This is a genomic window from Gaetbulibacter sp. S0825, assembly GCF_011777505.1.
In the GTDB taxonomy this organism is placed as follows: domain Bacteria; phylum Bacteroidota; class Bacteroidia; order Flavobacteriales; family Flavobacteriaceae; genus Pontimicrobium.
Window position 1 is genome coordinate 1,269,148 of the sequence record NZ_JAATJT010000001.1, and the last position, 16,871, is coordinate 1,286,018.

Below are 16,871 nucleotides of genomic sequence, written 5' to 3' on the forward strand. Positions count from 1 at the left end.
TCTTAAGAAAATGAGTCAAAAAATCAGAATAAAATTAAAATCTTACGATCACAATTTAGTAGACAAATCTGCTGAGAAGATTGTAAAAACAGTAAAAAGCACTGGTGCTGTAGTAACTGGACCAATTCCATTACCAACACACAAGAAAATTTTCACTGTATTACGTTCACCACACGTAAATAAGAAGTCTAGAGAACAATTTCAATTAAGCTCCTACAAGAGGTTATTAGATATTTACTCTTCATCTTCAAAAACAATTGACGCTCTAATGAAGTTAGAGTTGCCAAGTGGTGTTGAAGTAGAAATTAAAGTTTAAGTATAAACTTACATGTCCTAAGCTGCGAGCGAAGGAAAAACGGTAAAAATACAATTCAAGGTCGAATGTATTTTCGACCTTGAATTTTAAATAACAAATAGTAATAATTAATAATAAATAATATGTCTGGGTTAATTGGAAAAAAAATCGGAATGACCAGCATCTTTGATGAAAACGGGAAGAATATTCCTTGTACAGTAATCGAAGCTGGACCATGCATTGTTACCCAAGTCAGAACTGAAGAAGTTGATGGTTATAATGCCCTTCAACTTGGTTTCGATGACAAGACAGAGAAAAATGCTACTAAAGCTGACATAGGTCACGCTAAAAAAGCAGGTACTTCTGTTAAAAGAAAAGTCGCGGAATTTAAAAGTTTTGATGAGGAGTACAAATTAGGTGATAAGATAACAGTAGAGCACTTTGTAGAAGGTGAGTTTGTTGATGTTGCTGCAACCTCAAAAGGTAAAGGATTTCAAGGCGTTGTAAAACGTCACGGATTTGCTGGTGTAGGTCAAGCTACTCACGGTCAACATAACCGTTTAAGAGCGCCAGGTTCTATTGGAGCTGCATCGTATCCTGCAAGAGTTTTCAAAGGAATGAAAATGGCAGGACGAATGGGTGGTGAAAAAGTGAAAGTTCAAAATTTAAGAGTTTTAAAAGTAGTAGCAGATAAAAATCTACTTGTGGTTAAAGGATGTATTCCTGGACACAAAAACGCTTATGTAACAATTCAGAAGTAATGAAGGTAGCAGTTTTAGATATTAAAGGAAAAGACACAGGAAGAAAGGTAGACCTTTCTAAAGAAGTGTTCGCTATAGAGCCTAATAATCATGCTGTTTACTTAGATGTTAAGCAATATCTTGCTAATCAACGTCAAGGAACACATAAGGCAAAGGAAAGAGCTGAAATTACAGGAAGTACACGTAAGATTAAGAAACAAAAAGGAACAGGTACGGCTCGTGCAGGTTCTATTAAGTCTGGTGTATTTAAAGGTGGTGGACGTATGTTCGGACCAAGACCAAGAAACTATAGTTTCAAATTAAATAAAAACGTGAAGCGTTTAGCTAGAAAATCAGCATTGTCAATCAAGGCTGGAGAGAAAGCAATTACAGTTTTGGAAGACTTCAATTTTGATGCTCCAAAAACTAAAAACTTCACAGCTGTATTAAAGGCTTTAGACCTAGAAAACAAAAAATCTTTGTTTGTGTTGGGAGCGTCAAATAATAATGTATATTTGTCGTCACGCAATTTAAAAGGGTCTGAAGTTATAAATAGCTCAGAATTAAGTACTTATAAGATTTTAAATGCAAATCAAGTAATACTTTTAGAAAGCTCTTTAGAAGGAATTGAATCGAATTTAAGTAAATAAGAAAACCATGAGTATCTTAATTAAACCTATAATCACAGAAAAGGCAACAAACGATAGCGAGTTAAACAACCGCTATACTTTTCAAGTGAACAAAAAGGCGAACAAGGTAGAAATCAAAAAAGCAGTGGAAACTGTTTATGGTGTTTCTGTTGAAAAAGTTCGTACTATAAATGTCCGTCCAGATAGGAAGACCAAGTTTACAAAAACTGGTGTTCAACATGGTAAAACAAATGCTGTTAAAAAAGCAATTGTACAACTGGCGGAAGGTGAGACGATTGATTTATATGCTAATATGTAATTAGACAAAAAAATGTCAGTAAGAAAATTAAAACCGATCACACCAGGACAGCGATTTAGAGTAGTAAATGGATTTGACGCCATTACTACTGATAAGCCGGAGAAAAGTTTATTAGCTCCGAATAAAAGGTCTGGTGGTAGAAACAGTCAAGGAAAAATGACCATGCGCTATAAAGGTGGAGGTCATAAAAAGAGGTACCGTATTATCGATTTTAAGCGAAATAAGACAGGAATTCCTGCCGAAGTAGCTTCAATAGAATACGACCCAAACAGAACAGCGTTTATCGCATTATTGAATTATCAAGATGGTGAGAAGCGTTACATTATTGCTCAAAATGGACTTCAAGTTGGGCAAAAAATTGTATCTGGAGAAGGTAGTGTTGCACCAGAAATTGGGAATGCAATGCCACTTAGTGAAATACCTTTAGGAACAATTATTTCTTGTATAGAGTTACGTCCAGGACAAGGAGCTGTTATGGCTCGTAGTGCTGGAGCATTTGCTCAATTAATGGCAAGAGATGGTAAGTTTGCAACGGTTAAATTGCCATCAGGTGAAACAAGATTAATTCTTGCTAACTGTATGGCTACAATTGGAGTAGTGTCAAACTCAGATCATCAATTATTAGTGTCTGGTAAAGCAGGTAGAAGTAGATGGTTAGGAAGACGTCCAAGAACAAGACCAGTAGTAATGAATCCAGTTGATCATCCAATGGGTGGTGGTGAAGGTAAATCTTCAGGAGGACATCCACGTTCTAGAAATGGAATACCAGCTAAAGGGTATAGAACACGTTCTAAGACCAAAGCAAGTAATAAATATATTGTTGAACGTAGAAAGAAATAATAAATCATGGCAAGATCATTAAAAAAAGGACCTTACGTTCATTATAAATTAGAAAGAAAAGTAGCTGCTAACGTTGAAGCTAATAAGAAAACGGTTATCAAAACTTGGTCGAGAGCAAGTATGATTACTCCAGATTTCGTTGGACAAACAATTGCAGTACATAATGGCCGCCAATTTGTACCAGTATATGTTACTGAAAACATGGTAGGGCATAAATTAGGAGAATTTTCACCAACAAGATCGTTTAGAGGTCATGCAGGTGCTAAAAATAAAGGTAAAAAATAAGAGCTATGGGAAGTCGTAAAAAACAAATGGCAGACGCTATTAAGGAAGGGAAAAAGCAAGTTGCTTTTGCTAAGCTTAATAACTGTCCTACGTCACCAAGGAAAATGCGCTTAGTAGCCGATTTAGTAAGAGGTGAAAAGGTAGAAAAAGCACTTAATATCTTAAGATTCAGTCAAAAAGAAGCATCTCGTCGTTTAGAGAAGTTGTTATTGTCTGCAGTTGCAAACTGGCAAGCTAAAAACGAAGATGCCGATATTGAAGAGGCAGAATTATTTGTAAAAGAGATCAGAGTTGATGGAGGAGCGATGTTAAAAAGATTGCGTCCAGCACCTCAAGGTCGTGCACATAGAATTAGAAAAAGATCTAATCACGTAACACTCGTGCTTGGAGCTAATAATAACACACAAAGCAATTAATAAATGGGACAAAAGACAAATCCAATAGGAAATCGCCTTGGAATTATCAGAGGATGGGAATCTAACTGGTATGGAGGAAATGATTATGGAGATAAACTTGCTGAAGACGACAAAATCAGAAAGTATGTGTATGCACGTTTATCAAAAGCTAGTGTGTCGAGAGTAATCATCGAAAGAACTCTTAAACTTGTAACCGTTACTATCACTACTGCTAGACCTGGTATTATTATCGGTAAAGGTGGACAAGAGGTAGACAAGTTAAAAGAGGAACTTAAAAAGATTACAGGTAAAGAAGTTCAATTGAACATCTTTGAAATTAAACGCCCAGAATTAGATGCATATTTGGTAGCATCAAGTGTTGCTCGTCAAATTGAAAATCGTATTTCATACAAACGTGCAATCAAGATGGCTATTCAGGCTGCAATGCGTATGAATTCTGAGGGTATTAAAATTCAAATTAGTGGTCGTTTAAATGGTGCTGAAATGGCACGTAGCGAACATTATAAAGATGGGAGAATTCCTTTATCAACATTTAGAGCCGACATTGATTATGCTTTAGTTGAAGCTCACACTACTTATGGTAGATTGGGTATTAAAGTATGGATCATGAAAGGTGAAGTATATGGTAAAAGAGAACTTTCTCCGCTTGTTGGTTTATCTAAGAAGCAAGGAAAAGGTGGACGTGGTGGAAACAAAGGAAACCAACGTCGTAGAAAGTAATTTTTTAAATTAAAGAAAAATGTTACAACCAAAAAGAACAAAATTTCGTAAGCAGCAAAAAGGGCGCATGAAAGGTAACTCTGGAAGAGGTCACTTGCTTTCAAGCGGAATGTTTGGTATAAAATCGTTAGACTCGAAGTTTATTACTTCTCGTCAAATTGAAGCAGCACGTATTGCCGCTACACGTTATATGAAAAGAGAAGGGCAGTTATGGATTAAAATATTTCCAGACAAGCCTATCACAAAGAAACCTCTTGAAGTACGTATGGGTAAAGGTAAAGGTGCCGTTGAATATTGGGCAGCTGTTGTTAAACCAGGAAGAGTTTTATTTGAAGTAGGAGGTGTGCCATTAGACGTTGCAAAAGAAGCATTACGTTTAGCTGCGCAAAAACTTCCAGTTAAAACTAAGTTTATTATCGCTAGAGATTACGAAGCTTAATTTATTGATATTATGAAACAATCAGAAATTAAAGAACTATCTACTGCTGAGTTACAAGAAAAACTTAGTGAAACTAAAAAGAGTTATACAGACCTTAAATTGGCTCATGCTATATCTCCTCTTGAAAACCCAATCCAGTTACGTACAGTTAGACGTAATGTAGCAAGATTGGCAACAGAGTTAACTAAAAGAGAAGTACAATAATTGTATTCGGCTGAAAGATGGAAAAAAGAAATTTAAGAAAAGAACGTATAGGAGTTGTTACTAGTAACAAAATGATGAAATCAATTGTGGTTTCTGAGGTTAAAAAAGTAAAGCACCCTATGTATGGAAAGTTCGTGTTAAAAACAAAGAAATATGTTGCACACGACGAAACAAACGACTGTAACGAAGGAGATACTGTAAGAATCATGGAAACAAGACCTTTAAGTAAATCTAAGTGTTGGAGACTAGTAGAAATAATTGAAAGAGCTAAGTAATTATGGTACAACAAGAATCAAGATTAAAAGTAGCTGATAACACTGGAGCAAAGGAAGTTTTAACTATCCGTGTTCTAGGTGGTACAAAGAGAAGATACGCTTCTGTTGGTGACAAAATTGTTGTTACTGTAAAAGATGCAACTCCTAATGGTAGTATTAAAAAGGGAGCTGTTTCTACAGCAGTAGTTGTTCGTACTGTAAAAGAAGTTAGAAGACCAGATGGTTCATACATACGTTTCGACGATAATGCATGTGTCCTTTTAAACCCTACAGGAGAAATGAGAGGAACTCGTGTATTTGGACCAGTTGCTAGAGAACTTCGTGATAAGCAATTCATGAAAATTGTATCATTAGCACCAGAGGTGCTTTAATGCAAAATATTACAATGGGAAAGTTTAAAATAAAATCAGGAGATACAGTGCAAGTAATTGCTGGAGACCATAAAGGGTCTGAAGGTAAAGTGCTTAAAGTATTGACCGATAAGAATAAAGCGATAGTAGAAGGTATCAATATGGTGAAAAAACATATGAAACCAAGCGCTGATAATCCTCAAGGAGGAATCGTAGAAAAAGAAGCTGCTATTCAAATTTCTAACCTTTCGTTGTTAAACTCAAAAGGAGAAACAACAAGAGTTGGATACAGAATGGAAGGCGATAAGAAAGTGAGATTTTCTAAAAAATCTAATGAAGTAATTTAATGGTTATGGCTTATATTCCAAGATTAAAACAAGAGTACAAGGACAAGATTGTTTCTGCTCTTACAGAAGAGTTCGGATATAAAAATGTAATGCAAGTACCAAAACTTTCTAAGATAGTAATATCTAGAGGTGTAGGTGGTGCAGTTGCAGATAAAAAGTTAATAGATTATTCTATTGATGAAATCAGTAGAATATCTGGACAAAAAGCAGTAGCTACAATATCTAAAAAAGATGTTGCATCATTTAAATTACGTAAAGGTATGCCAATTGGTGTAAAAGTTACTTTAAGAGGTGAGCAAATGTATGAGTTTTTAGATCGTTTAGTAACATCTTCATTACCACGTGTAAGAGATTTTAACGGTATAAAGGCAACTGGGTTTGACGGTAGAGGTAACTACAATTTAGGAGTTACTGAGCAAATCATTTTTCCTGAAATCGATATCGATAAGGTAAATAAAATTGCAGGTATGGATATTACTTTTGTAACAACTGCCGAAACCGATAAAGAAGCAAAATCATTATTAACAGAACTAGGACTACCTTTTAAAAAAAACTAAGTTATGGCTAAAGAATCAATGAAAGCCCGCGAGGTGAAAAGAGCAAAAACAGTAGCTAAATATGCAGCAAAACGTAAAGCTTTAAAAGAAGCTGGAGATTATGAAGCATTACAAAAGCTACCAAAAAATGCTTCTCCAATTCGCATGCATAACAGATGTAAGCTAACAGGAAGACCTAAAGGTTATATGAGAACATTTGGAATATCTCGTGTTACATTTCGTGAAATGGCTAACCAAGGATTAATTCCAGGAGTTAAAAAAGCAAGTTGGTAAAATTATAAATTGATTAAAGGTTTAACATAAGTTAAAAACCATAATCGCAAATTAATAACTATGTATACAGATCCAGTAGCGGATTATTTAACAAGAATTAGAAATGCTGTAGCAGCTAACCACAGAGTGGTTGAGATTCCAGCTTCTAATTTAAAGAAAGAAATCACTAAAATATTATTCGATCAAGGATATATTTTAAGTTACAAGTTCGACGATTCTTCTGTACAAGGAACTATTAAAATAGCGCTTAAGTACACAAAAGAAACAAAAGAACCTGTAATAAAAAAGATTCAAAGAATAAGTAAACCAGGTTTACGTAAATACGCAAGTTCAAAAGAATTACCACGTATTCTTAATGGTCTTGGAATTGCCATTGTCTCTACTTCTCATGGAGTAATGACAGGTAAACAAGCACAAAGAGAAAATGTTGGTGGTGAAGTATTGTGTTACGTGTACTAATTTAAAGCCCAAAAGAAATGTCAAGAATAGGAAATAATCCAGTAGCCATTCCAGAAGGCGTAACAGTTGATATTAAAGAAAATGTCGTGACTGTTAAAGGTAAATTAGGAGAGTTAACACAAAACTACGATTCTATAGAAATAAAAGTTAAAGATGGTAACATTATGGTTACTCGTTCTTCTGACACTAAAGATCAAAAAGCTAAGCACGGTCTATACAGATCATTAATGCATAATATGATTGAAGGTGTATCTAAAGGATGGACTAAAGAATTAGAGTTAGTAGGAGTAGGATATAGAGCAAGTAATCAAGGTCAAAAACTTGATTTAGCTTTAGGTTTTTCTCACAATATTGTTTTAGACATTGCTCCAGAAGTAAAAGTTGAAACAATATCAGAAAAAGGAAAGAATCCTATAGTGAAGTTAACATCTTTTGACAAGCAATTGGTAGGTCAAGTAGCGGCAAAAATCCGTGGATTTAGACCACCAGAGCCTTATAAAGGAAAAGGTGTTAAGTTTGTTGGAGAGGAAATTAGAAGAAAAGCAGGTAAATCAGCATAATAAGTAAGTTATGGCATTATCAAAGAACGATAGAAGACAAAGAATACAAAACAGAATTCGTAAAGTAGTTTCTGGTACAGAAGCTAGACCAAGATTATCTGTTTTTAGAAGTAATAAAGAAATTTATGCTCAAATAGTTGACGATGTAACTGGTAAAACTATCAGTGCTGCATCCTCAAGAGATAAAGACGTTAGTTCTACTAAAGGAACAAAAACAGAAGTTGCTGCTTTAGTAGGTAAAAGTATTGCTGAAAAAGCTTTAAAAGCTGGTGTAAAAACAATCTCTTTCGATAGAGGAGGGTATTTATACCATGGTAGAGTAAAATCATTAGCCGAAGGAGCTAGAGAAGCAGGACTTAAATTCTAAGAAATTATGTATCAGAAATACAAAAGCGCAGAGTTAGTAAAACCAAGTGGATTAGATCTTAAAGATCGTTTGGTTGGTGTGCAAAGAGTTACAAAAGTAACAAAAGGTGGTAGAGCATTTGGTTTCTCGGCAATCGTAGTGGTTGGTGACGAAGCAGGTGTTGTAGGACACGGTTTAGGAAAATCTAAAGATGTTGCTAGTGCAATTGCAAAAGCAGTAGAAGACGCTAAGAAAAACTTAGTTAGAATTCCTATTATTAAAGGAACATTACCTCATGAACAAAAAGGTAAATTTGGTGGAGCAAGAGTAAACATTATTCCTGCAGCACCTGGTACTGGAGTTATTGCTGGTGGAGCTGTAAGAACAGTTTTAGAGGCAGTAGGTGTTCATGATGTATTATCAAAATCTCAAGGTTCTTCAAACCCTCATAATGTTGTAAAAGCAACGTTTGATGCTTTATTGCAATTAAGAGATGCTAAAGTCATTGCTAAGAATAGAGGAATTTCTTTAGAAAAAGTTTTTAACGGATAATTAAGGATATCATGGCAAAAATTAAAGTAACAAAACAAAAAAGTGCGATCAACCGTACCCAAAGACAAAAAAGAACGCTAGTAGCTCTTGGTCTTAAGAAGATTGGTCAAACTGTAGAACACGACGCCACACCAAATATCCTTGGTATGGTTAATAAAGTTAAACATTTAGTTTCTGTAGAGGAAGCTTAAAAATATAAACTGAAATGGATTTAAGTAATTTAAAACCTGCAGAAGGTTCAGTTAACAATAATGCTAAACGCGTTGGTCGCGGACAAGGTTCTGGAAAAGGTGGTACTGCAACAAGAGGTCACAAAGGAGCGAAATCTCGTTCTGGTTATTCTAGAAAATTAGGTTTTGAAGGTGGGCAAATGCCACTTCAAAGACGTGTGCCAAAGTTTGGTTTTACTAACATTAATCGTAAAGAATATCAAGGAATTAACCTAGATACTTTACAACAAATGGTTGACGATAAGAAAATAAAAGGTACTGTAGATTTAGATACATTTGCTGCATTCCGTTTAGCTGGTAAAAACGACCTGGTTAAAATTTTAGGAAGAGGCGAGCTAAAAGCTAAATTGAAAGTATCTGCTCATAAATTTACTGCTTCAGCAAAAGCTGCAATCGAAGCTGCTGGAGGAGAAGCTGTAACTTTATAAAAAAAGCCCAACTAGAAGATGAAATTTATAGAGACTTTAAAAAATGTTTGGAAAATAACGGAACTAAAAGATAGAATCATTCTTACTTTAGGGATGCTTTTAGTATACCGTTTTGGAGCACAAGTTGTTCTACCTGGTATTGATGCTGCCCAATTAGGCGGTTTACAAGATACTGCTGAAGGTGGTTTACTAGGTTTGCTTAACGCCTTTACAGGTGGAGCCTTTGCAAATGCTTCAGTTTTTGCTTTAGGTATTATGCCATATATTTCGGCTTCGATTGTAGTACAGTTAATGGGAATAGCGATTCCTTATTTACAAAAACTACAAAAAGAAGGTGCTAGTGGTCAAAAGAAAATTACACAAATAACTCGATGGTTGACCATTGCTATATGCCTGGTTCAGGCACCAGGTTATTTAGTAAGTTTGCCTTCTTTAGGAATACCTCAGGAAGCATTTTTATTAGGTCAAGGAGGTTTATTTTATTTCTCTTCAATTGTAATATTAGTGACAGGCTGTATTTTTGCAATGTGGTTAGGTGAAAAAATTACGGATAAAGGAATTGGTAATGGTATATCTATATTAATTATGGTTGGTATTATTGCTACATTACCTGTGTCTTTTGTACAAGAATATGCTGCAAGAGTTACTGAGTCTAATGGAGGATTAATTATGATTCTTATTGAGCTGGTAATTTGGATGCTTATTATTTTAGCGTCAGTATTATTAGTTATGGCGGTTCGTAAAATTGCAGTACAATATGCACGTAGAACTGCTTCTGGTGGTTATGAGAAAAATGTGTTTGGATCAAGACAGTACATACCATTAAAATTAAATGCATCTGGAGTAATGCCAATTATATTTGCTCAGGCAATTATGTTTGTACCTGGATTAATTGGTGGAATGGATTTTATGAAAGATTCTACAGCAGGTCAATGGATGGTAACTAATTTCCAAGATATGTTTGGTTTATGGTACAACATAGTATTTGCATTATTAATTATAGTATTTACATATTTCTATACAGCAATTACGGTACCTACCAATAAGATGGCGGATGACTTAAAACGTAGTGGTGGTTTTATTCCAGGGATTCGTCCAGGGACTGAGACATCAGAGTACTTAGATAAAATAATGTCGCAAATTACATTACCAGGGTCTATATTCTTGGCATTAATTGCAGTGTTCCCTGCATTTATAGTTAAGCTAATGGATGTACAACCAGGTTGGGCATTGTTCTTTGGAGGTACTTCACTACTAATTATGGTTGGAGTTGCAATTGATACGATGCAGCAAGTGAATTCATACTTGTTGAATAAACATTATGATGGCTTGATGAAGACAGGTAAAAATAGAAAAGGCTAAAAGCTAATTACTATGGCAAAACAAGCAGCAATAGAACAAGACGGAACAATTATAGAAGCATTATCAAATGCCATGTTTCGTGTTGAATTAGAAAATGGTCACATTGTGACAGCGCATATTTCTGGTAAAATGCGTATGCATTATATTAAGTTATTACCAGGAGACAAAGTGAAATTAGAAATGAGTCCTTACGATTTAACTAAGGCTCGCATAACTTATAGATACTAATACGATGAAACCGTAAGGTTACGTCTTATAATAGTAGGAAATAAACAATACAAGATGAAAGTAAGAGCATCAGTAAAAAAACGTAGCGCAGATTGTAAAATCGTGCGTAGAAAAGGTAGACTTTACGTCATTAACAAAAAGAATCCTAGATTCAAACAAAGACAAGGGTAATTATGGCAAGAATTGCAGGTGTAGACATACCAAAACAAAAAAGAGGAGTTATCTCTTTAACTTATATCTACGGAGTAGGTAGAAGTAGAGCAAAAGAAATTTTAGCTACTGCTAAAGTTGACGAAAGTACTAAAGTTCAAGACTGGACCGACGACGAAATTGGAGCAATCCGTGACGCTGTTGGTGCATTTAAAATTGAAGGTGAATTACGTTCTGAAACACAATTAAACATTAAGCGATTAATGGATATTGGATGTTATAGAGGTATTCGTCATAGAGCTGGTCTTCCATTAAGAGGACAACGTACTAAAAACAACTCTAGAACTAGAAAAGGTAGAAGAAAAACAGTTGCTAACAAGAAAAAAGTAACTAAATAATAAGTAGGAAATGGCAAAGTCAAGTACTAAAAAACGTAAAGTTATAGTAGAATCTACTGGAGAAGCACACATTACTGCTTCTTTTAATAACATTATCATTTCTCTTACCAACAAAAAAGGTGACGTAATTTCTTGGTCATCAGCTGGTAAAATGGGATTTAGAGGATCTAAGAAAAACACACCTTACGCTGCACAATTAGCAGCTGAGGATGCTTTAAACGTTGCTAAAGAAGCAGGTTTAAAGAAAGTGAAAGTGTACGTTAAAGGTCCAGGTAATGGTAGAGAATCTGCTATCAGATCAATTCATAATGGTGGTATTGAAGTTACAGAAATTATCGATGTAACTCCAACACCTCACAATGGATGTAGACCTCCAAAACGTAGAAGAGTTTAATCTGAATTATTTCAGATTCTTTATAGAATTTAATAAAAACAAGTATCAACGAGAGGGCAACGATTATCGAAGGATAAGATTAAGACCTTAATTCATAATCACTCTCATAATAAATTAAAAATGGCAAGATATACTGGTCCTAAAACTAAAATAGCACGTAAATTCGGAGAAGCTATTTTTGGAGAAGATAAATCTTTTGAAAAAAGAAATTATCCTCCAGGTCAACACGGAAACGCAAGACGTCGTGGAAAAAAATCTGAATATGCTATCCAATTAATGGAAAAGCAAAAAGCAAAATATACTTACGGTATTTTAGAGCGTCAATTTAGAAACATGTTTAAGCAAGCAACTGCAGCTCCTGGAATTACAGGTGAGGTTTTGTTACAATTATGTGAATCTAGATTAGACAACGTTGTTTATAGAATGGGACTATCTCGTTCTAGAAGAGGAGCAAGACAATTAGTTTCTCACAGACATATTACTGTAAACGGAAACATTGTAAACATACCATCTTATTCTTTAAAAGCAGGAGATGTTGTTGCAGTTAGAGAGAAGTCAAAATCTCTAGAGGCTATTGATAGTGCATTATCTGCATCATCAAGTGTTTATGAGTGGATTACATGGAATAACGATACTATGCAAGGAACTTATGTTTCAGTTCCTGAAAGAATTCAAATTCCTGAGAACATCAACGAGCAATTCATAGTAGAATTATATTCTAAATAATAAATTAATCACATTGGTATTCAGCCAAAGGATCTATTTGTATTTCTTCACACATTAAGATCGCGCAACTGAATAACAATTAAAACGAAGAAAAAAATGGCAATATTAAATTTTCAGAAGCCCGATAAAGTAATCATGATTGATTCTACGGATTCTCAAGGTAAATTCGAATTTAGACCTTTAGAACCTGGATATGGATTAACAGTTGGAAATGCTTTAAGAAGAGTATTACTTTCATCTTTAGAGGGATTTGCGATTACTTCTGTTAGAATTGAAGGGGTAGAGCATGAGTTCTCTACTATTGCAGGCGTAGTAGAAGATGTAACAGAAATTATTCTTAACTTAAAACAAGTACGTTTTAAGCGTCAAATAGACGAAATAGACAACGAGTCAGTGTCTATTTCAATCTCAGGGCAAGAACAAATTACTGCAGGTGATTTCCAAAAGTTTATTTCAGGATTCCAAGTTTTAAACTCAGATTTAGTTATCTGTAACTTAGATCCTAAAGTAAGCATCAATATGGAAATTACTATAGAAAAAGGTAGAGGATATGTACCAGCTGAAGAAAACAAAAAAGCTACAGCGCCAATGGGAACTATCTTTACAGATTCTATTTACACACCAATAAAAAATGTTAAGTATAGCGTTGAGAACTTTCGTGTAGAGCAAAAAACAGATTACGAAAAACTGGTTTTTGAAATCGATACAGACGGTTCAATCAACCCTCAAGATGCATTAACCGAAGCAGCAAAAATATTAATTCACCACTTCATGTTATTCTCTGATGAGCGTATCACACTTGAAGCGGATGAAATTGCACAAACTGAAACTTATGATGAAGAATCACTTCACATGAGACAGTTGCTTAAAACTAAGTTAATCGATATGGATTTATCTGTACGTGCACTTAACTGTTTAAAAGCTGCTGAAGTAGATACATTAGGAGACTTAGTTTCATTCAACAAAAATGACCTTATGAAGTTCCGTAACTTTGGTAAGAAGTCTTTAACTGAGCTTGAAGAGCTTGTAAATGTTAAAGGTTTAAACTTTGGAATGGACTTAAGCAAATATAAATTAGATAAAGATTAATTAATCATATTTTGCTCTCCCGACGATTACAGTCTGGATTTGGTAGCAAGATGATAAAACAAATGTCATGAGACACGGAAAAAAATTCAATCACTTAGGAAGACAAACAGCGCATAGAAAAGCAATGTTAGCAAATATGGCTTGTTCTTTAATAGAGCACAAGCGAATTAACACTACTGTTGCAAAAGCAAAAGCGTTGAAGCAATTTGTTGAACCAATGATTACAAAATCAAAGGAAGATACAACGCATAACAGACGTATTGTTATGTCACGCTTAAGACAAAAAGAAGCTGTTGCTGAACTTTTTAGAGAAGTAGCTGCTAAGGTTGGCGATCGTCCAGGAGGTTATACAAGAATTATTAAACTTGGTAATCGTCTAGGTGATAATGCTGATATGGCAATGATAGAGCTTGTAGATTATAATGAAATCTACAACGCTGGTAAAGAAAAGAAGAAAACAACAAGAAGAAGTAGAAGAGGTGGTAAGAAGGCTGCTCCTGCTGCTCCAATTGCTGAAACAAAAGCTACTAACGAAGAAGAATAAATGTTAATAAGCTTTAATAAAATAGAGGATAAACTTTTTTAGTTTATCCTTTTTTTATACAATTTTGCGAAACCTTTTTTAAATAGCATATGAAATACAATAAACTTAGAAAAGCCTTAATACTATTAGCCGACGGAACAATATTCCATGGTAAATCTGTTGGAAACAAAGAAGGAACAGCCTTTGGAGAAGTTTGCTTCAACACTGGAATGACTGGATATCAAGAGATTTTCACTGACCCTTCTTATTTTGGACAGTTAATGGTAACTACAAATGCACACATAGGGAACTATGGAATAAACGATCAGGAAGTTGAATCAGATTCGATTAAAATAGCAGGTTTAGTTTGTAAAAACTTTAGCTATGATTATTCACGTGAGGATTCCAATGGGTCTCTAGAGGATTTTTTCAACAAAAACAATCTATTTGCCATTTCTGATGTGGACACTAGAGCATTAGTGAGTTATATTCGAGATAATGGCGCAATGAATGCTGTAATTTCAACAGATGTTGATAATGTTGAAGGATTAAAAGAACAACTAGCAAGCATTCCGAATATGGAAGGTTTAGAATTGGCTTCAAAAGTATCTACCAAAGAGCCTTATTATTTTGGTGAAGAAAACGCAACCTATAAAATTGCAGCGCTAGATATTGGCATTAAAAAAAATATACTTCGCAATTTAGCAAAGCGTGACGCTTACATAAAAGTGTTTCCTTATAATTCTAAATTTGAAGAATTAGAAGCATTTATGCCAGATGGTTATTTTTTGTCTAATGGACCTGGAGATCCAGAACCTTTAGTTGAAGCTCAAGAAGTAGCAAAAGAAATTATAAAGAGAGATTTACCATTATTTGGTATTTGTCTTGGACATCAAGTAATAGCATTGGCAAATGGTATCTCTACTTATAAAATGCATAATGGGCATAGAGGCATAAATCATCCTGTAAAAAACTTAGAAACTGGGAAAGGGGAAATCACCTCTCAAAATCACGGATTTGCAGTTAATAGAGAAGAAGCTGAAGCAAATAAAGATTTAAAAGTGACACATTTGCATTTAAATGACGATACTGTTGCTGGTTTAGCAATGAAGAATAAAAACTGTTTTTCGGTACAGTATCATCCAGAAGCAAGTCCTGGACCACATGATTCAATGTATTTGTTCGATCAGTTTATAGAAAATATAAAAGCAAAATAACCATAAGGCAGTGTGAAAACATTGCCTTTTTGTTTACTAAAACGTTTTAGCTGAAAATTGAACTAATAATAATTAGCTAAAGTGTTTTTGGTTTTACAATTTTGTAAATTTGAAAATTCAATTAAAGCAACATAAATAAGATATAATGAGTATAATAGTAGACATTCACGCAAGGCAAATTTTTGATTCAAGAGGAAACCCAACGGTTGAAGTTGATGTAATTACTGAAAACGGCATTTTAGGTAGAGCAGCGGTGCCTTCTGGTGCATCTACAGGAGAACACGAAGCAGTTGAACTTCGGGATGGTGGAAATGCTTATATGGGAAAAGGTGTTTTAAAAGCAGTTGAAAATGTCAATACTATTTTGGCTCAAGAATTATTAGGGGCTTCAGTTTTTGAGCAAAACCTTATTGATCAAACCATGAACGATTTAGATGGTACTCCAAATAAAGCAAAGCTTGGTGCTAATGCCATTTTAGGGGTGTCTTTAGCAGTAGCTAAGGCAGCAGCTAATGAATTAGGCATGCCTTTATACCGTTATGTTGGTGGTGTGTCTGCTAATACGCTTCCCCTTCCTATGATGAATATCATCAATGGTGGTTCACATAGTGATGCGCCAATAGCCTTCCAAGAATTTATGGTAATGCCTGTAAAAGCAAATAATTTCACTCAAGCAATGCAAATGGGTTCTGAAATTTTCCATCACTTAAAAAAAGTACTTCATGATAGAAACTTAAGCACAGCTGTTGGAGATGAAGGTGGATTTGCACCAAACTTAGAAGGTGGTACTGAAGATGCCTTAGAAACCATAGCAAAAGCAACTGCAAATGCTGGATATAAATTAGGCGATGATGTAATGATTGCGTTGGACTGTGCTGCAGCTGAGTTCTACAAAGATGGAAAATACGATTATAAAATTTTTGAAGGGGATAAAGGTCTTGTTAGATCCTCTCAAGAACAAGCAGAATACTTAGAAGAGCTATGTAATAAATATCCAATCATTTCTATTGAAGATGGTATGGATGAAAACGACTGGGAAGGTTGGAAAACATTAACCGAAAAAGTGGGAGACAAAGTCCAATTGGTTGGAGATGATTTGTTTGTAACAAATGTTGAGCGATTATCAAAAGGTATTAATAATGGTATAGCAAACTCTATTCTAATAAAGGTAAACCAAATAGGAACTCTTACCGAAACTATTGCTGCAGTTAATATGGCTCATAATGCAGGATATACATCAGTAATGTCACATAGATCAGGAGAAACCGAAGATAATACAATTGCCGATTTAGCAGTAGCGTTAAATACAGGACAAATTAAAACAGGATCTGCTTCACGTAGTGATCGTATGGCAAAATACAATCAATTACTTCGTATAGAAGAAGAATTAGGAAGTACTGCATATTTCCCTGGAGAAAGTGCTTTCAAAGTGAATTAATTGCTAATAAATTATTTTTTTAAGACCATTATTTTTTAAGTAATGGTCTTTTTCTTTGTATATATTTTTTTAATACTGGTAT

31 protein-coding genes are annotated in these 16,871 nt (G+C 34.6%); all 31 read left to right on the top strand.

What is annotated here, in order from left to right:
* The first annotated feature begins 10 nt into the window (after positions 1-10).
* The 31 genes from rpsJ (at position 11) to eno (ending at position 16,789) form a co-directional block, all read left to right on the top strand.
* A complete protein-coding gene (rpsJ, locus tag HB672_RS05730; RefSeq protein WP_010181931.1) occupies positions 11-316 on the top strand; it encodes a 30S ribosomal protein S10 in 306 nt (101 codons plus the stop codon).
* A 122-nt stretch (positions 317-438) separates the two neighbouring features.
* A complete protein-coding gene (gene rplC, locus HB672_RS05735) occupies positions 439-1,056 on the top strand; it encodes a 50S ribosomal protein L3 (protein WP_167609127.1) in 618 nt (205 codons plus the stop codon).
* Positions 1,056-1,685 carry a 50S ribosomal protein L4 gene (rplD, locus tag HB672_RS05740; RefSeq protein WP_167609131.1) on the top strand — a complete coding sequence of 210 codons (630 nt, stop codon included), beginning with the start codon at positions 1,056-1,058 and terminating at the stop codon, positions 1,683-1,685. The genes rplC and rplD overlap by 1 nt, the downstream gene beginning before the upstream one ends.
* Positions 1,686-1,692: 7 nt before the next feature.
* Positions 1,693-1,983: a 50S ribosomal protein L23 gene (gene rplW, locus HB672_RS05745; RefSeq protein WP_167609134.1), complete on the top strand. Its 291-nt coding sequence runs from the start codon at positions 1,693-1,695 to the stop codon at positions 1,981-1,983.
* Positions 1,984-1,995: 12 nt separating this feature from the next.
* Positions 1,996-2,823, top strand: coding sequence for a 50S ribosomal protein L2 (gene rplB, locus HB672_RS05750; protein WP_167609137.1), 828 nt, complete (start codon positions 1,996-1,998; stop codon positions 2,821-2,823).
* Between the two features lie 6 nt (positions 2,824-2,829).
* Complete coding sequence (gene rpsS, locus HB672_RS05755; protein WP_013869040.1) at positions 2,830-3,108, top strand: 30S ribosomal protein S19; 279 nt, start codon at positions 2,830-2,832, stop codon at positions 3,106-3,108.
* A 5-nt stretch (positions 3,109-3,113) separates the two neighbouring features.
* Positions 3,114-3,524, top strand: a complete 411-nt coding sequence (gene rplV, locus HB672_RS05760; RefSeq protein ID WP_167609142.1) for a 50S ribosomal protein L22 — start codon at positions 3,114-3,116, stop codon at positions 3,522-3,524.
* Positions 3,525-3,527: 3 nt separating this feature from the next.
* Positions 3,528-4,244: a 30S ribosomal protein S3 gene (rpsC, locus tag HB672_RS05765; RefSeq protein ID WP_167609145.1), complete on the top strand. Its 717-nt coding sequence runs from the start codon at positions 3,528-3,530 to the stop codon at positions 4,242-4,244.
* A 19-nt stretch (positions 4,245-4,263) separates the two neighbouring features.
* Positions 4,264-4,683, top strand: coding sequence for a 50S ribosomal protein L16 (gene rplP / locus HB672_RS05770; protein WP_167609148.1), 420 nt, complete (start codon positions 4,264-4,266; stop codon positions 4,681-4,683).
* A 12-nt stretch (positions 4,684-4,695) separates the two neighbouring features.
* The gene (rpmC, locus tag HB672_RS05775) at positions 4,696-4,887 is read left to right on the top strand and encodes a 50S ribosomal protein L29 (protein ID WP_136841414.1); all 192 of its coding nucleotides are present in this window, start codon (positions 4,696-4,698) and stop codon (positions 4,885-4,887) included.
* Positions 4,888-4,904: 17 nt separating this feature from the next.
* Positions 4,905-5,162, top strand: a complete 258-nt coding sequence (gene rpsQ / locus HB672_RS05780) for a 30S ribosomal protein S17 (RefSeq protein ID WP_167609150.1) — start codon at positions 4,905-4,907, stop codon at positions 5,160-5,162.
* 2 nt (positions 5,163-5,164) lie between these two features.
* Positions 5,165-5,533 (top strand): 50S ribosomal protein L14, encoded by a 369-nt coding sequence (gene rplN / locus HB672_RS05785; RefSeq protein WP_167609153.1) that lies wholly within the window; start codon positions 5,165-5,167, stop codon positions 5,531-5,533.
* Between the two features lie 14 nt (positions 5,534-5,547).
* Positions 5,548-5,859: a 50S ribosomal protein L24 gene (gene rplX / locus HB672_RS05790; RefSeq protein ID WP_167609156.1), complete on the top strand. Its 312-nt coding sequence runs from the start codon at positions 5,548-5,550 to the stop codon at positions 5,857-5,859.
* Positions 5,860-5,864: 5 nt separating this feature from the next.
* On the top strand, positions 5,865-6,416 hold the full coding sequence (rplE, locus tag HB672_RS05795; protein WP_167609159.1) for a 50S ribosomal protein L5: 552 nt from the start codon (positions 5,865-5,867) through the stop codon (positions 6,414-6,416).
* A gap of 3 nt (positions 6,417-6,419) precedes the next feature.
* The gene (gene rpsN, locus HB672_RS05800; RefSeq protein WP_167609163.1) at positions 6,420-6,689 is read left to right on the top strand and encodes a 30S ribosomal protein S14; all 270 of its coding nucleotides are present in this window, start codon (positions 6,420-6,422) and stop codon (positions 6,687-6,689) included.
* A gap of 60 nt (positions 6,690-6,749) precedes the next feature.
* The gene (rpsH, locus tag HB672_RS05805) at positions 6,750-7,148 is read left to right on the top strand and encodes a 30S ribosomal protein S8 (protein WP_167609166.1); all 399 of its coding nucleotides are present in this window, start codon (positions 6,750-6,752) and stop codon (positions 7,146-7,148) included.
* Between the two features lie 17 nt (positions 7,149-7,165).
* A complete protein-coding gene (rplF, locus tag HB672_RS05810; RefSeq protein WP_167609169.1) occupies positions 7,166-7,708 on the top strand; it encodes a 50S ribosomal protein L6 in 543 nt (180 codons plus the stop codon).
* 10 nt (positions 7,709-7,718) lie between these two features.
* Positions 7,719-8,075: a 50S ribosomal protein L18 gene (gene rplR, locus HB672_RS05815; RefSeq protein ID WP_167609172.1), complete on the top strand. Its 357-nt coding sequence runs from the start codon at positions 7,719-7,721 to the stop codon at positions 8,073-8,075.
* Between the two features lie 6 nt (positions 8,076-8,081).
* Positions 8,082-8,606 (top strand): 30S ribosomal protein S5, encoded by a 525-nt coding sequence (rpsE, locus tag HB672_RS05820; RefSeq protein ID WP_167609175.1) that lies wholly within the window; start codon positions 8,082-8,084, stop codon positions 8,604-8,606.
* An 11-nt stretch (positions 8,607-8,617) separates the two neighbouring features.
* On the top strand, positions 8,618-8,797 hold the full coding sequence (gene rpmD / locus HB672_RS05825) for a 50S ribosomal protein L30 (protein WP_167609178.1): 180 nt from the start codon (positions 8,618-8,620) through the stop codon (positions 8,795-8,797).
* A gap of 14 nt (positions 8,798-8,811) precedes the next feature.
* Positions 8,812-9,264, top strand: coding sequence for a 50S ribosomal protein L15 (gene rplO, locus HB672_RS05830; RefSeq protein WP_167609181.1), 453 nt, complete (start codon positions 8,812-8,814; stop codon positions 9,262-9,264).
* 18 nt (positions 9,265-9,282) lie between these two features.
* Positions 9,283-10,626, top strand: a complete 1,344-nt coding sequence (gene secY, locus HB672_RS05835) for a preprotein translocase subunit SecY (RefSeq protein ID WP_167609184.1) — start codon at positions 9,283-9,285, stop codon at positions 10,624-10,626.
* Between the two features lie 12 nt (positions 10,627-10,638).
* Positions 10,639-10,854, top strand: coding sequence for a translation initiation factor IF-1 (gene infA, locus HB672_RS05840; RefSeq protein ID WP_007094967.1), 216 nt, complete (start codon positions 10,639-10,641; stop codon positions 10,852-10,854).
* 54 nt (positions 10,855-10,908) lie between these two features.
* The gene (gene ykgO / locus HB672_RS05845; RefSeq protein ID WP_013305171.1) at positions 10,909-11,025 is read left to right on the top strand and encodes a type B 50S ribosomal protein L36; all 117 of its coding nucleotides are present in this window, start codon (positions 10,909-10,911) and stop codon (positions 11,023-11,025) included.
* A 2-nt stretch (positions 11,026-11,027) separates the two neighbouring features.
* Positions 11,028-11,402, top strand: a complete 375-nt coding sequence (gene rpsM / locus HB672_RS05850) for a 30S ribosomal protein S13 (RefSeq protein WP_167609187.1) — start codon at positions 11,028-11,030, stop codon at positions 11,400-11,402.
* A gap of 10 nt (positions 11,403-11,412) precedes the next feature.
* Positions 11,413-11,796, top strand: a complete 384-nt coding sequence (gene rpsK, locus HB672_RS05855) for a 30S ribosomal protein S11 (RefSeq protein WP_167609190.1) — start codon at positions 11,413-11,415, stop codon at positions 11,794-11,796.
* A gap of 120 nt (positions 11,797-11,916) precedes the next feature.
* On the top strand, positions 11,917-12,522 hold the full coding sequence (gene rpsD, locus HB672_RS05860) for a 30S ribosomal protein S4 (protein WP_167609195.1): 606 nt from the start codon (positions 11,917-11,919) through the stop codon (positions 12,520-12,522).
* 96 nt (positions 12,523-12,618) lie between these two features.
* Positions 12,619-13,611, top strand: coding sequence for a DNA-directed RNA polymerase subunit alpha (locus tag HB672_RS05865; RefSeq protein ID WP_167609198.1), 993 nt, complete (start codon positions 12,619-12,621; stop codon positions 13,609-13,611).
* A 67-nt stretch (positions 13,612-13,678) separates the two neighbouring features.
* Entirely contained in the window at positions 13,679-14,155 is a 477-nt protein-coding gene (rplQ, locus tag HB672_RS05870) for a 50S ribosomal protein L17 (protein ID WP_167609200.1), read from the top strand.
* Positions 14,156-14,244: 89 nt separating this feature from the next.
* Positions 14,245-15,351: a glutamine-hydrolyzing carbamoyl-phosphate synthase small subunit gene (carA, locus tag HB672_RS05875; protein WP_167609204.1), complete on the top strand. Its 1,107-nt coding sequence runs from the start codon at positions 14,245-14,247 to the stop codon at positions 15,349-15,351.
* Positions 15,352-15,496: 145 nt separating this feature from the next.
* Entirely contained in the window at positions 15,497-16,789 is a 1,293-nt protein-coding gene (eno, locus tag HB672_RS05880) for a phosphopyruvate hydratase (RefSeq protein WP_167609207.1), read from the top strand.
* The last annotated feature ends 82 nt before the right edge of the window (positions 16,790-16,871 follow it).